The organism is Shewanella sp. BJSY2023SW001 (assembly GCF_047314685.1).
GTDB lineage: Bacteria > Pseudomonadota > Gammaproteobacteria > Enterobacterales > Shewanellaceae > Shewanella > Shewanella indica.
Genome location: NZ_JBKORF010000002.1, coordinates 1 through 14,150 on the forward strand (window position 1 = coordinate 1; position 14,150 = coordinate 14,150).

The following is a 14,150-nucleotide window of genomic DNA, read 5'->3' on the forward strand; positions in this document are numbered from 1 at the left end:
CTCTTCATCGAGTTAAATCGTTTTGTCGATTTCTCAATGCCTGTGAGTGTCCACACAGATTGCTTGATAGATTGTTAAAGAGCAGTACCGCGATGATTCTCATCGGGTCAGGGCTGCGTATTCTACAGAACCCTTTTTCAGCGTCAAGCCCTTTTTTATCTGGTTTCGAGCGAGTGATGATTTTATCTTCACACCGTTGAAACCAAGGCTTGTTGCCGCGTTACCAACTTTGAATTTGAACAGATATTTGTTCTCGTTCGCCGTGTCAGTGGGTGCGCATTATAGGGGGCCAAAACTTTTGCGCAAGGGCTTTTTTCAGCATTTTGCGATCTTTTTTGAGGCTCCAGGGTTAGCCACACGTTAAACACTTTTTACCCCCAGAGTTATCCACAATTATGGATTTATGAAGTAAAAAACGACGTTTTAAAAGCAACAAAAAAGGCAATCCGAAGATTGCCTTTAATGACTTACAGTGTGTTAGCTCAGTTTGCCATGACACTGTTTGTATTTTTTACCTGAGCCGCAAGGACAAGGATCGTTACGTCCAACTTTCTCACCATCACGCACAACTGGAGTATGAGCCGCGACTTCAGCATCTTGTTCGGCTTGATTCAAAGCTTCAGACGTGGCGTGCTGATATTGATGTTGGATCCGCGCTTCTTCTTCACGGCGACGGGCTTCCATTTCATCGACATCCGATTGGGCCTGTACCTGAACCTTGGACAGAATACTGATCACATCGTGCTTGAGTGACTCCAACATCTGCTGGAACAGCTCAAAGGACTCACGCTTATATTCCTGTTTGGGGTTCTTCTGCGCATAACCACGCAGGTGAATACCCTGACGCAGGTGGTCCATGGCAGCCAGGTGCTCTTTCCACAAACCATCCAAGGTTTGCAGCATCACGGCCTTTTCAAACTGACGCAGCACCTCAGGGCCCACCATCTGCTCTTTGGCCTCATAGGCCTTGAGCCAGGATTCGATGATCCGCTCACGCAGGGTCTCTTCGTGCAGGTCTTCTTCTTTGTCCAGCCACTCCTGCAGCGGCAAGTCCAGTACAAATTCCTGCTTGAGTCGCTGCTCGAGGCCGGGAACGTCCCAGAGCTCTTCAACTGACTGTGGTGGAATGTATTGATCGATAACGCCTGTGATCACGTCTTCCTGAATATTCTTGATGGTATCTTCAATGCTTTCAGCATCCATCAGTTCGTTACGCTGAGCGTAAACCACCTGACGCTGGTCGTTGGCGACATCATCAAACTCCAGCAGCTGCTTACGAATATCGAAGTTACGGGCTTCCACTTTGCGCTGGGCATTCTCAATCGCACGAGATACCCAAGGATGCTCAATGGCTTCGCCTTCTTCCATGCCCAACTTCTTCATCATGTTGGCAACACGATCTGAAGCGAAGATCCGCATCAGACTATCTTCCATCGACAGATAGAAACGTGATGAACCCGCATCGCCCTGACGTCCGGAACGACCACGCAGCTGGTTGTCGATACGGCGAGACTCGTGACGCTCGGTGCCCAAAATGTGCAAACCACCGGCGGCGACCACAGCATCGTGACGCTCTTGCCAGTCAGCACGGATCTTGGCAATCTGCTCCTCGGTTGGGTTTTCCAGTTCCTCAATTTCTGCTTTCCAGCTACCGCCCAAGACGATATCGGTACCACGACCGGCCATGTTAGTGGCCACGGTTACTGCACCACTACGTCCAGCCTGAGCAACAATTTCTGCTTCTTTTTCATGGAACTTGGCGTTCAGTACCTTGTGAGGGATCTTTTCCCGATCCAACAGGTTGGACAGCAGTTCAGACTGTTCGATGGAAACTGTACCGACCAATACCGGCTGGCCGCGTTCACGACAACCTTTGATGTCCTGGATAATGGCGTTGTATTTTTCTTTGGCGGTGAGATACACCAAGTCTGCCATATCGTTACGGATCATCGGCCGATTGGTGGGGATCACTACGGTATCCAGACCATAGATATGCTGGAATTCAAAAGCTTCGGTATCAGCAGTACCTGTCATACCGGCCAGTTTTTCATACTGACGGAAGTAGTTTTGGAAGGTGATAGAAGCCAGGGTCTGGTTTTCATTCTGGATCTTCACGCCTTCTTTGGCTTCCACCGCCTGGTGCAAGCCTTCAGACCAACGACGCCCTTGCATGGTACGGCCGGTGTGCTCATCGACGATGATCACTTCGCCGTCCTGCACAACATAGTCGACATCCCTCTCAAACAGGGTGTGAGCACGCAGCGCAGCGTTAACATGATGCAGCAGTGAAATATTGGCGGCCGAGTAGAGTGAATCCCCTTCGGCCAACAGTCCAGCCTGGGTCAGCAGGAGTTCAATTTTTTCCTGACCGCGTTCAGTCATATGAACTTGTTTGGCCTTTTCATCAACACAGAAGTCACCCTCACCGACATAATCGTCCGAGTCTTCTTTATCCTGGCGGATCAGGTTGGGGATAAGTGTGTTGACCTTGATGTAGAGCTCAGAGCTATCTTCGGCAGCACCGGAGATGATCAGCGGCGTACGGGCTTCATCAATAAGAATGGAGTCGACTTCGTCTATCAGAGCATAATGCAATGGCCGCTGTACCCGCTCCTGCGGTGAAAATGCCATGTTGTCGCGCAGATAGTCGAAACCAAATTCGTTATTGGTACCGTAAGTGATATCTGAGTTATAGGCGGCTTTCTTTTCCAGCTGACCAAGACCGGCGACGTTAACTCCGACTGTCATTCCCAGGAATTCAAACAGTGGGCGGTTGGTGTCGGCGTCACGGCGAGCCAGATAGTCGTTCACTGTAATAACGTGAACCCCCTTGCCGGTCAGCGCATTGAGATAGGCCGGCAGCGTGGCGGTGAGGGTCTTACCTTCACCGGTGCGCATCTCGGCAATGCGGTTGCTGTCCAGCACCATACCGCCTATCAACTGCACGTCGAAGTGGCGCATCTCGAACACCCGCTTGGAAGCTTCACGCACAGTGGCAAAGGCTTCAGCCATGATGTCGTTAAGGGTTTCCCCTTTTTCGAGTCGGTCACGGAACTCCTGGGTTTTGGCCTTGAGCTGCTCATCGCTGAGTTGCTCATATTCACCTTCGAGCGCGTTGATCTTGTTGACTATCTTGCCCAGGGCTTTAAGGGTGCGGTCGTTACGACTACCAAATACTTTTGTCAGTAATTTACCTAACATCTGAATCACTTATTCTGTTGTAGGCCAAGCCTCTTACGAGTCTGGCGGCCAGTTCCAATTAACCTGCTTTGCGGTAGACGTACTTCTTGGGATCTATCTGCTGTCCACCCCGCAACACTTCGTAATGCACATGAGGTCCTGTCGAACGCCCAGTGCTTCCCATGGTGGCAATTTTCTCGCCCTTGGCGACCACGTCACCTACAGTTACTGACAAAGCTTTATTGTGACCATAGCGGGTGCGCAATCCGTTACCGTGATCTATCTCCACCAACTCACCATAGCCAAACATATTCCCGGCCCATGTCACCACACCACCACCGGTGGCGATCACATCGGCTCCTTCTGTACCCGCAAAGTCTATGCCTTTATGCACAGATCTGCGGCCATTGAAAGGATCATTACGTAAACCGTAGGGCGAGGATAACCAACCTTTGTTGATTGGCCGCCCTGATATATAACGCTCTTCATCTATATGGAGATTGGAAGCCACTGTTTCAAGCAGGGACAACTGAGCATTATTACTATCAATTCCTGATGCCAGCCGATCCATATCGGAGATCAGCTGCTCCAGCTCTATGCTGGTGCCCAGCTCGCTCAGGCCGCCAATACCTACCTCGGCGCCGAAATCGAACTGTTCTTCAAGTTGGTAATTCTGGGCAAGAGTTTGCCCTAGAGCCTCAAGCCGAGTCAGTTTGGCCTGCATTCTGGCGACATGTGCCACCAAGGTTGCCAACTGAGTTTCGGTTGCCTGCTTGAGTTCTTTGACTTGTTTCTGTTGCTGCTCACGAGCTTGGCGCTCGTTGTCGACGTTGGCCTGTTGCGACTCAAATCGCTCGGCGTTGTAATGATAGAGCCCTGTGCCCGCAGCGAGGAGCAATATAGGCAATAACAACCAGCGTTTGCCAGGTTGCCAGCGCGTCACGCCATTCCGACCTTGAATAAAAACTGTTACACTCATAGCCTAATTCAGCCATCTTATTATCATAATGAAGAAGCTCCCTCAGCACCTCAGCCAATTACTGCATCAGTCGGGACGTCTGCCCGATCTGGCCGAGAAAGCGGAGCTTTTGTTGTATCTGAACCAGCATGTCAAACAGCTGCTGTCAGGCCCTGTCAGCGAACAGCTGCAAGTCGCCAATCTGCGCCAAAGTGTGCTGGTTATTGAAACCCCTTCCGCCGCATGGGCCGCCAGGATTAACTTCCAAAAAACCAAACTTCTCGCCCAACTTCAGGCAGAAACGCTCCCAATGCTTACCGCTATTGAGGTTAAAGTCAACCCGGCACTGGCAACATCAGGGGCAAAACCCCAAGTGGTTCACAGACAACTGAGTGAAACCGCGGCTTCACATATTAATGCTCTGGCCGAACACACCGAAGGTGAGCTGGGCCAGAAACTAAAACGGCTGGCTGCATTAGCCAGCCGTAAAAGGCAGTCCTAGTTTTACGATTAAGCCATCACCACATTGGATGGCATCATAAAGCTGACAGGCACATCCGCTTCTTTTTCGAAGCTGACCAACTCCCAGGCATTCTGCTGTGCAAGCAATGCCCGCACCAGCTGGTTGTTCAGGGCATGCCCCGTCTTGTAGGCACAGAACTCTCCGACTATGGCGTGACCCGCCACATACAGGTCACCAAACGCATCAAGAATCTTGTGCTTAACAAATTCATCCTCATAACGCAGGCCATCGGGGTTGAGGACACGATATTCATCAAGCACAACCGCGTTTTCCATACTGCCACCCAATGCCAGATTGTTGGCACGCAGATACTCGATATCACGCATAAAACCAAAGGTTCTGGCGCGGCTGATATCTTTCACAAAGGCGGAAGAGGAAAAATCCATCACCATATGCTGTTGACTACGGGCAATTTCAGGGTGATTGAAGTCAATAGCAAAATCGACTCTGAAACCTTTGAAAGGTCGCAGTTCAGCCCACTTATCACCGTCTTCAACACGCACTGTGTGCTTGATCTTCAGATATTTCTTGGCCGCTGACTGATCTTTGATCCCCGCGCTTTGCAGCAGGAATACAAAGGGGCTGGCACTGCCGTCCATGATAGGGATCTCGGGAGCATCCACTTCAATAACGGCATTGTCGATACCCAGGCCCGCGAGCGCAGCAAACAGATGCTCTATCGTTGAGATGCGAACACCTTCATCATTAACCAGAGCCGTACACATAGTCGTTTCACGCACCTGCTCCGCCTTGGCAGCAATCTCCACTGCCGGCTGCATATCGGTACGCACGAGTACGATCCCTGTATTGACTGGTGCGGGCTTGATAGTCAAAGTCACCTTATTGCCGGAATGCAAACCGACACCTGTGGTCTTTACTATTTTTTCAACAGTTCTTTGAAAAATCATTTAGTTACCCGTATTCATCTCAACAAAAAGCTCTGCCTAGGACGATAAAATCGACACTCCTCGGGCGCAGCTGGTCGGATATCCTAGCATAAATCGGCAATTTCACAAAAATTTACCTGCCTTCGCTTCCTGGAAACAAAGGGGCTCACCCAATTTACACCCGCGATACCCGCCAGTATCAGTCGGCTTGCTTACGCAAAAACGCCGGAATATCCAAATAATCAAGCTCGTTCTTATGCGGATTGGCCGCAGGTTGGGACGCCGGAACTGCATTGCTCTTATGAGAAACAGGCATAGCAGCTTCTTCCTGAGGCATGTAGGCTTCGACCTTGGGCTCTGGCACAGGTTCCTGACGCGGAGCAGGTTTGGATACCAACTGGATGTCAGGTTTTCTTTCCGATCCTATGCCGGTAGCAACCACAGTAACCCGCAGTTCATCGCTCATTTCCGGATCGATAACAGCACCGACGACCACAGTCGCATTGTCTGAAGCATAAGCCTTGACGTGGTTACCCACAGTCTCAAATTCTTCGATACTCATATCCATGCCGGCAGTGATGTTAACCAGCACGCCACGGGCGCCTGCCAAGTCGATATCTTCCAGCAGCGGACTGGCAACAGCCGCTTCGGCTGCTTCTTCAGCGCGGTCTTCACCACGAGCGACACCTGTGCCCATCATGGCGTTACCCATTTCGGACATAACGGTTTTCACGTCGGCGAAGTCGACGTTAATCAGACCGGGACGGGTGATCAGTTCGGCGATACCTTGCACAGCACCCAAGAGCACGTTGTTGGCGGCAGCAAAGGCATCCAGTAATGACGTGCCACGGCCCAATACTTTAAGCAGTTTCTCGTTGGGGATAGTGATCAGCGAGTCAACATGTTTGGCCAGCTCAGTGATCCCCTGATCGGCGAACGCCATACGCTTCTTGCCTTCGAATGGGAAAGGTTTGGTGACCACGGCCACAGTCAAGATCCCTTCTTCGCGGGCAATCTGCGCCACCACAGGTGCGGCACCTGTCCCCGTACCGCCACCCATACCGGCAGCGATAAAAATCATATCCGAGCCCTTGATAGCCTCACGGATATTTTCACGATCTTCTTCGGCTGCAGCACGACCGACTTCCGGGTTGGCACCAGCCCCCAGACCCTTGGTGACATCACGTCCCAGTTGAATAGTGGTGCCCGCGGCAGACTTACGCAGTGCCTGGGCATCTGTATTGGTGGCAACAAACTCAACACCTTCGATGTTGTGTTTCACCATATGTTCGACGGCATTACCACCACCGCCACCGACGCCGATGACCTTTATCACCGCCTCGTCAGAATGAGTATCCATGATCTCAAACATGGTTGAATTCTCCGTATTACCTGCGTTTACGTAAGTTAAAACTCACCTTTAAACCAGCTCTGAACCCGATTCCAGAGACTGGTCACCCCTTGACGCTCGGGTCGTTCAAACTGACGTTCGATAACCCTGCGCGCGCCGTAATGTAACAGCCCAACACCTGTGGAGTAGATGGGCTGATCCACATATTCATACAAACCTTTCACCGGCAGCGGTGATGCCACCCTGACCGGCATGCCGAAAGTGGCTTCGGCAACATCCACAGCCCCTTCAATAGAGGCGGTACCACCGGTCAACACTATGCCGGCGGCAATTTGATCTTCCAGGCCACTGTCCTTGAGTTCCTTGAATACCAACTCGAACAGTTCCTGATATCTGGGTTCAACCACCTCGGCCAGAGTATGACGCGACATGGTTCTTGATGGTCGGCCACCCACGGACGGCACTTCTATACTGTCCTCACGGCTCACCATGGAGCTGCGGGCACTGGCATGCTGCACTTTAATCTGCTCGGCATGCGACAGTGGCGTACGAAAAATTTTGGCGATATCGCTGGTTACCTGGTTGCCGGCCACCGGCACCACGGCGCAGTGACGCAGAGCGCCATTGGTATACACGGCGATATCTGTGGTGCCGCCACCGACATCCACCAGACAAACACCCAGATCTTTTTCATCATTGGTCAGTACCGCATCGGCCGAAGCGATACCGGAAAACACCAAGTCGTCCACCTTGAGGCCACAGCGCTCAACACTCTTGGTGATGTTCTTGGCCATATCATTGGCGCAGGTGACTATATGCACCTTGGCTTCCATCCGCATGCCGGACATGCCGATAGGGCTGCGGATACCTTCCTGAACATCTATGGCATATTCCTGCGGCAGTACGTGCAAAATGCGGCGTTCAGTGGGGATCTTCACCGAACGGGCCGTGTGAATGACGTTGTCCACGTCTTCCTGGGTCACCTCTTCATCATTGATGGAGACCATGCCGTTTTCGTTCTGACAGGCGATATGCTTGCCGGAAATGCTCAAATACACCGAAGACACCTGACAGTCTGCCATCAGCTCGGCCTGATCCAAGGCCCGCTGCACACTGCGCACGATAGAATCGAGGTCGTTAACCCCGCCTTTATCCATGCCGCGTGATGGATGATTACCCAGACCGACGACACTGATTTCGCCATCGGGCAAGACTTCACCTATGATCACAGCGACCTTGGATGTCCCTATGTCCAATCCGACGATCAGATTTCTATCTTGGTTCTTGGTCATTAATTAACGGCTCTCTTCTTGTGCGTCTTCCCAGCCTACAGCCAGACCCGTGTCATAGCGTAGATCCACTCTGGCGACACTCTTTTCCTGTTTAACCAACTCCGGATACACATTGATAAAACGCTGTATCCGCGCCATCTTGTCTTCTCGTCCCAACTCCAGCATGATGCCGTTGCCCAAAGTCGCCTCCCAGGCATGTCTCGGGCTGAGACTCAATCTATCCAACTTAAAGCTGTTTATCCGCAGCAGTTCATCCATCTGCCGAAAGGAGGTCAATACCTCCTGTGCCATAGGTTCAGGTCCCGCCAACCAAGGCAGATTTTCCAGCCCGGGTTGCGGTGGCGCCAGGAACACCTCGCCGTGTTCATTGAGCCATTCATCCTGATTCCAGTGCGCCACGGCGACCTGCTCCTGCAGATAAACCTTCAGCTTGGCCGGCCATTCACGTCGAACCGAGGCCCGGTATACCCAAGGCAGAGCCTCCAGCGCCTGTTGCACCTCGGCCACATCTGCGCTGAAAAAACTGCGCTGCATCAAGTCCTGCAAGGCGCCACGGATTTCTGCATCCGTGGTGTACTGGCGCTCGCCTTTTATCGCCACAGCCTCTATGGGCAAGGCCTCGGCATCATTCAGCACCAGTCCCAGTTTCCAAGCCGCCATGCCGAATGCCGCCAGTACCAACAGCAGAAAGCCAATCCCGCTGCAGAGATACCAATTGACTCCGGCAAGCCTTTCACGGCCCTTGTGCAACCTGTCCTTCAGCGCCATGGTCCTGCCTGTTAGCTTGGCGGAAAACCGGCCATTATATAGGGCTGGTTTTCTTGGTCAAAAGATACTGTTTTCAAGCCATTAAGCGGCGAAAATCTATTCAGAAATCGTATCTTTCTTATCATCACTAAACCCCAGTTTGCTGCTCGCCAACTGGCGCGCCAGGGCCCCTATGTTGCCGGCACCTTGAGTCATCAGCAGATCGCCGTCCTTAAGCACATCCGGTAGTATCTCCTGCAACTGCTCCGGCGTAGCGACATAGATAGGGTCGACCTGACCACGCAATCTGATGCTGCGGCACAGCGCGCGGCTGTCGGCTCCCGCGATAGGTGCTTCACCGGCGGGATAAACCTCCAGCAGCAGCAGACCATCGACCTGAGACAAGACCTCGACAAAGTCCTCGTACAGATCCCGGGTGCGACTGTATCTGTGTGGCTGATAAGCCATCACCAGGCGCTTATTGGGCCAACCGGCACGAGCCGCCTTGATAGTGGCAGCGACTTCACTGGGATGATGGCCGTAATCATCAACCAGCATCACCTCGCCCTTGGGAGTATCGTAGGCCCCCAAGTGCTGGAAGCGGCGGCCAATTCCCTGGAACTCCGCCAGCGCCTGCACTATGGCGGCATCATCTATATCATCTTCACTGGCCACGGCAATCGCCGCCAAAGCATTCAGTACATTGTGCCGTCCCGGCAGATTCAGCAGCAGTTCCAAGTCATCCCGTCCCTTGCGACGCACGGTGAAACGGCATTGATGCCCTTCCTGGCTAAAGTTGAGTGCCTGCACATCGGCCTCATCGCTGAAGCCATAAGTCACCATGTGGCGACCAATACGCGGCATGATCTCTTTCACCACAGGATCATCAATACAGAGCACGGCCACACCGTAGAACGGCAGGTTATGCAGGAAGTCGACAAAGGTAGTTTTCAACTTCTCAAAATCGCCGCCATAAGTATCCATATGGTCGGCTTCAATATTGGTTACCACACTCACCATAGGCTGCAGATGCAGGAAGCTGGCATCACTCTCATCGGCCTCGGCGATAAGGTAACGGCTATGCCCCAAGCGAGCATTGGTGCCGGCACTGTTAAGCAAGCCACCTATTACAAAGGTCGGATCCCGCTCGGCCTGGCCATAAACACTGGCGATAAGGCTGGTTGTAGTGGTCTTGCCATGGGTGCCGGCGATCGCCACCCCATGACGGTAACGCATTAGCTCGGCCAGCATCTCGGCACGGCGCACTATCGGAGTGCGATTGGCTCTGGCGGCCGCGACTTCCGGGTTATCCGCTTTAATCGCGGTGGAAACCACCACCACATCAACGTTAACCACAGCCTCGGCACTATGGCCGATAATGATGCGAGCACCCAGAGCCGCCAAACGTTCGGTCACGGCATTTTCGGCAATATCCGAACCGCTGACCTGATAACCTTCGTTGACCAGAACCTCGGCAATGCCCCCCATGCCGGCACCACCTATGCCAACAAAGTGAATGCGACGCACCCGGCGCATTTCCGGGATCATGGCGCGAAGCTGGGCGTATTTCTCTGATCTGTTGTTCATCTATTTCCTTTCTCTGCCAGTTCGATACAGACCTGGGCGACTTTATCGGTCGCATCCAGCACGGCGGCCGCTCTGGCTCTTTGCCCCATCAGGGCCAATTCATTTCTATCACTGCCAAGCAGGGCAAGCTTGTTCGCCAGCCTGGGCACATCGACAATCGGTTGCGGCAACAGGAAGGCCGCGCCCGCATCCACCAACACCTGGGCGTTGCGGGTCTGGTGATCATCCACCGCATGGGGATAAGGCACCAACAGGCTGGGTAGACCAACGGCCGCCAGCTCGGAAACGGTTAAAGCTCCGGCACGACAGATGACCACGTCAGCCCAGCGATAGGCGGCTTCCATATCATCGATAAACTCAGCCACTTTGACTCTGCCATCCTGTCCCAGCTGCTGATATTCAGCTTCCACCGGCGCCTGATTGCCCTTGCCCACCTGATGCCAAACCGTCACCGACTGTGACTTGCTGACCTCGGCAACCACGGCCGGCATAAGGTCGTTGAAGACCTTGGCACCCAAGCTGCCACCGACAACCAAAATTTTCAGCGCATCCTGATGTTGGGCTCTATGCTGCCCACCCAGACTAATAAGTTCCTGGCGAATAGGGTTGCCCACCACTTCGGCCTTACCCGGCTCAAAGGTGTTGGCAAAGGCGCACAGCACCTTGGTGGCGATACGGGAAAGCAGCTTATTGGTCATCCCGGGAATGGCATTTTGCTCATGCAACACCAACGGAATACCACTTAGCTTGGCGGCAACGCCGCCCGGGCCGCTGGCAAAGCCGCCCATGCCCAACACCACATCTGGCCGAAATTCGCGGATAACCCTGCGCGCCTGGATAATTGAGCGCAGCACCTTGAAAGGCGCTGCCAGCTTGCGCACTATGCCGTTGCCACGCACACCTTTAATATCAATAAAATCTATGTCAAAGCCGTGCTGAGGCACCAAACGCGCCTCCATCCGGTCGGCGGTACCCAGCCAACGCACCTGCCAGCCCTGCTGTGCCAAGCGTCTGGCCACTGCCAACGCCGGAAAAACGTGACCACCGGTACCACCGGCCATCACCAAAATACGTTTGTTATTCACATTATTACCTTTCATGACTTCAGCCTCCCCTGTACCGCCTGGATCAGGCTGAGACGCCGCTCATGATCTATCCGGATCAGCATCATGACCGCAGCCGTCATCACCCAGAGGCTACTGCCGCCATAGCTGATAAAGGGCAGTGTCAGCCCCTTGGTCGGCAAAATGCCGATACTGGCGCCCACGTTCACCACGGTCTGGAAACAGATCCAGATCCCTATGGCGTAGGCCAGATAACCTTCAAATGCCCGATCCATGGCCAAGCATTGGCTGCCGAGACGAATCGCCCGCAGCGCAACGAAAAGTAGCACCGCCAGCACGGCAACTATGCCGATAAACCCAAGTTCTTCCCCTATAACGGCGAAGATAAAGTCAGTGTGCGCCTCCGGCAGGTATTCCAGTTTCTGGATACTGTTACCAAGCCCCTGACCAAACCAGTCACCACGGCCATAAGCCATCAGCGACTGAGTCAACTGGTAACCACTGCCGAACGGATCCTGCCAGGGGTCGAGGAAGGAGGTCACCCGCCGCATCCGGTAGGGCTCCAGCAACACCAAAGCCACAAAGGCCATGACCCCGGTCAGGATCAGCGCAAAAAAGTCCAGCAAACGGGCGCCGGCCAAAAATAGCAGCCCGACCGTGCCAACAAACAGCACCACTACAGTCCCCAGATCCGGTTGCATCAGGATCAAGAAGGCATAGACGGCAAAAACCGCAATCGGCTTGTAAAAACCCTTGGCGTTTTCACGCACTTCCTGATGCCGCCTAACCAGATAACCGGCCATGTAGACCGCAAAAACAAACTTGGCTATCTCGGCCACCTGAATTCTCACCGGCCCCAGCGACAGCCAGCGTGTCGCGCCGTTTACCGTGGTGCCTACTGCCAGCACAGCTACCAACATGACTCCAACCAGCAACAGCATCAGCGGACTCAGTTGCTGCCAGCGCTGCATCTCTACCTGCAACACCACTGCGGCGATCACCACGCAACCCGCCAAATAGAACAGATGCCGGGTCACAAAGTGAAATGGATTACCTGTCAGACTCTGAGCTTCCGGCATGGAAGCCGACATCACCATCACAAAGCCAAAGGCGATCAACGACAAAACGGCAAGCAGCAAACGCCGGTCATACAGTTGCATGCCCTGCGATTGCTTTTCACCGAACCAGTCGGACCAGCGCCACTTGAGGCTGGTTCCAAACAGGTTGAGTTGTCGCTCATCACTGCTCATCCAGTGCCTCCACCAGATGGCGGAAATCATCGCCCCTGGCCATAAAGTTGCTGTACATATCCAGGCTGGCACAGGCCGGCGACAACATGACTATGTCTCCGGAACTCGCCAGCTCGGCGGCCTTACTCACGGCTTCCGCCATGGAGCCAACCTTGATGGCGCCCTCTTTCAGGGCCGCTATCTTGTCACCGTCTCGCCCCAGGGTGATTAGGTGAGTCACAGAGCCCAGCGCATTGGCAAGCGGCCGGAAATCAGCCCCTTTACCATCCCCACCGGCAATCAGGATCACATCGCCGAGATAGTCGCTGAGTCCTTCGAGCGCAGCCACGGTAGCGCCCACATTGGTGGCCTTGGAATCGTTGATCCAGGTGGCACCATTTTTGACCGCCACCAGTTCACATCTATGCGGCAGGCCTTTAAACTCGCGGGCCACTCTGGCCATGGCTTCCTTATCCACTCCGGCCGCATCGGCTAACGCCATGGCGGCCAGCAAGTTGGCGTGGTTATGGCTGCCAAGTAGCGCCACATCCAACAGATTCATGATTTCACTGCTGCCGTGGAAAATCTTGCCGTCGGTGATCCCCCACTCATCCCCCTCGGGGTTGCCCAGGCCAAAGCTATTGTTGTTCATGGGTGACATGGGCTGAGTCTGCGGATCATCCCGGTTGAAAATCGCCAGTCGACTCAGTTCATAGAGCCGCAGTTTGGCCTGACGATAGGCTTCCAGATCGCTGTATCTGTCCATGTGGTCTTCAGAAATGTTCAGGCAAGTGGACGCCAAACATTTAAGACTATGGGTCGTTTCCAACTGGAAACTGGATAACTCCAGCACATAGTGACTGACGTTTTCGCCCAAAAGCTCCAGCGCCGGTACCCCTATGTTGCCGCCGATGGCAACCTGCTTGCCGCCGGCTTTGAGCATTTCACCGACCAGGGTCGTTACAGTTGACTTACCATTGGAGCCGGTAATCGCCAGCACACATGGGCCCTTGTCAGCGATGGCGCGAGCAAACAGCTCCACATCGCCAATCACTTCTATGCCCATATCCAGAGCTGCTCTTACTTCTGGGGTATCCATGGGGATCCCGGGACTGATGATGATCTGCTCGGCCTGCACCAGGCCACGGCAATCAAAACCACCGAAGCAAAACTCCAGATCCGGAAATTCATTTTTCAGCGCCTCGGCACCGGGAGGATTACGGCGGCTGTCCATCACCATAGGGGCATGCCCCTGAGCCACCAGATAGCGCACCACAGACAAACCTGTGGCCCCCAATCCCAACACTATGTGCGAACAGCGACTCATCATGA

11 protein-coding genes are annotated in these 14,150 nt (G+C 53.7%); 1 reads left to right on the forward strand and 10 read right to left on the reverse strand.

Annotated features, from left to right (window positions below):
• Nucleotides 1–477: 477 nt before the first annotated feature.
• Both secA and ACMHXH_RS00030 read right to left on the reverse strand, forming a co-directional pair.
• Nucleotides 478–3,201, reverse strand: a complete 2,724-nt coding sequence (gene secA, locus ACMHXH_RS00025) for a preprotein translocase subunit SecA (RefSeq protein ID WP_335912516.1) — start codon at nucleotides 3,199–3,201, stop codon at nucleotides 478–480.
• Nucleotides 3,202–3,259: 58 nt separating this feature from the next.
• Nucleotides 3,260–4,159 (reverse strand): M23 family metallopeptidase, encoded by a 900-nt coding sequence (locus ACMHXH_RS00030; RefSeq protein WP_039035195.1) that lies wholly within the window; start codon nucleotides 4,157–4,159, stop codon nucleotides 3,260–3,262.
• Between the two features lie 28 nt (nucleotides 4,160–4,187).
• On the opposite strand from ACMHXH_RS00030, the gene ACMHXH_RS00035 reads away from it, so the two are divergent.
• Entirely contained in the window at nucleotides 4,188–4,640 is a 453-nt protein-coding gene (locus ACMHXH_RS00035; RefSeq protein WP_251767449.1) for a DUF721 domain-containing protein, read from the forward strand.
• Nucleotides 4,641–4,648: 8 nt separating this feature from the next.
• On the opposite strand, the gene lpxC is transcribed toward ACMHXH_RS00035, so the two are convergent.
• The 8 genes from lpxC to murD all read right to left on the reverse strand — a co-directional run bounded on the left by lpxC (nucleotide 4,649) and on the right by murD (nucleotide 14,148).
• Nucleotides 4,649–5,569, reverse strand: a complete 921-nt coding sequence (lpxC, locus tag ACMHXH_RS00040; protein ID WP_039035197.1) for a UDP-3-O-acyl-N-acetylglucosamine deacetylase — start codon at nucleotides 5,567–5,569, stop codon at nucleotides 4,649–4,651.
• 178 nt (nucleotides 5,570–5,747) lie between these two features.
• A complete protein-coding gene (gene ftsZ / locus ACMHXH_RS00045; protein WP_039035198.1) occupies nucleotides 5,748–6,920 on the reverse strand; it encodes a cell division protein FtsZ in 1,173 nt (390 codons plus the stop codon).
• A gap of 35 nt (nucleotides 6,921–6,955) precedes the next feature.
• A complete protein-coding gene (gene ftsA / locus ACMHXH_RS00050) occupies nucleotides 6,956–8,191 on the reverse strand; it encodes a cell division protein FtsA (protein WP_039035199.1) in 1,236 nt (411 codons plus the stop codon).
• A 3-nt stretch (nucleotides 8,192–8,194) separates the two neighbouring features.
• Nucleotides 8,195–8,959, reverse strand: a complete 765-nt coding sequence (locus tag ACMHXH_RS00055) for a cell division protein FtsQ/DivIB (protein ID WP_144362109.1) — start codon at nucleotides 8,957–8,959, stop codon at nucleotides 8,195–8,197.
• 96 nt (nucleotides 8,960–9,055) lie between these two features.
• A complete protein-coding gene (gene murC / locus ACMHXH_RS00060; RefSeq protein ID WP_335912517.1) occupies nucleotides 9,056–10,525 on the reverse strand; it encodes a UDP-N-acetylmuramate--L-alanine ligase in 1,470 nt (489 codons plus the stop codon).
• Complete coding sequence (murG, locus tag ACMHXH_RS00065) at nucleotides 10,522–11,625, reverse strand: undecaprenyldiphospho-muramoylpentapeptide beta-N-acetylglucosaminyltransferase (RefSeq protein WP_039035201.1); 1,104 nt, start codon at nucleotides 11,623–11,625, stop codon at nucleotides 10,522–10,524. Before murG ends, murC begins: the two co-directional genes overlap by 4 nt.
• Nucleotides 11,622–12,839: a cell division protein FtsW gene (ftsW, locus tag ACMHXH_RS00070; protein ID WP_039035202.1), complete on the reverse strand. Its 1,218-nt coding sequence runs from the start codon at nucleotides 12,837–12,839 to the stop codon at nucleotides 11,622–11,624. Before ftsW ends, murG begins: the two co-directional genes overlap by 4 nt.
• Complete coding sequence (gene murD / locus ACMHXH_RS00075) at nucleotides 12,829–14,148, reverse strand: UDP-N-acetylmuramoyl-L-alanine--D-glutamate ligase (protein WP_144362111.1); 1,320 nt, start codon at nucleotides 14,146–14,148, stop codon at nucleotides 12,829–12,831. Before murD ends, ftsW begins: the two co-directional genes overlap by 11 nt.
• Nucleotides 14,149–14,150 lie beyond the last annotated feature (2 nt).

Excerpts from the sequence above, each read along its gene's own strand:
- secA (WP_335912516.1), bottom strand. The coding sequence starts at position 3,201 with ATGTTAGGTAAATTACTGACAAAAGTATTTGGTAGTCGTAACGACCGC.
- ACMHXH_RS00030 (WP_039035195.1), bottom strand. The coding sequence starts at position 4,159 with ATGAGTGTAACAGTTTTTATTCAAGGTCGGAATGGCGTGACGCGCTGG.
- ACMHXH_RS00035 (WP_251767449.1), top strand. The coding sequence starts at position 4,188 with ATGAAGAAGCTCCCTCAGCACCTCAGCCAATTACTGCATCAGTCGGGA.
- lpxC (WP_039035197.1), bottom strand. The coding sequence starts at position 5,569 with ATGATTTTTCAAAGAACTGTTGAAAAAATAGTAAAGACCACAGGTGTC.
- ftsZ (WP_039035198.1), bottom strand. The coding sequence starts at position 6,920 with ATGTTTGAGATCATGGATACTCATTCTGACGAGGCGGTGATAAAGGTC.
- ftsA (WP_039035199.1), bottom strand. The coding sequence starts at position 8,191 with ATGACCAAGAACCAAGATAGAAATCTGATCGTCGGATTGGACATAGGG.
- ACMHXH_RS00055 (WP_144362109.1), bottom strand. The coding sequence starts at position 8,959 with ATGGCGCTGAAGGACAGGTTGCACAAGGGCCGTGAAAGGCTTGCCGGA.
- murC (WP_335912517.1), bottom strand. The coding sequence starts at position 10,525 with ATGAACAACAGATCAGAGAAATACGCCCAGCTTCGCGCCATGATCCCG.
- murG (WP_039035201.1), bottom strand. The coding sequence starts at position 11,625 with ATGAAAGGTAATAATGTGAATAACAAACGTATTTTGGTGATGGCCGGT.
- ftsW (WP_039035202.1), bottom strand. The coding sequence starts at position 12,839 with ATGAGCAGTGATGAGCGACAACTCAACCTGTTTGGAACCAGCCTCAAG.
- murD (WP_144362111.1), bottom strand. The coding sequence starts at position 14,148 with ATGATGAGTCGCTGTTCGCACATAGTGTTGGGATTGGGGGCCACAGGT.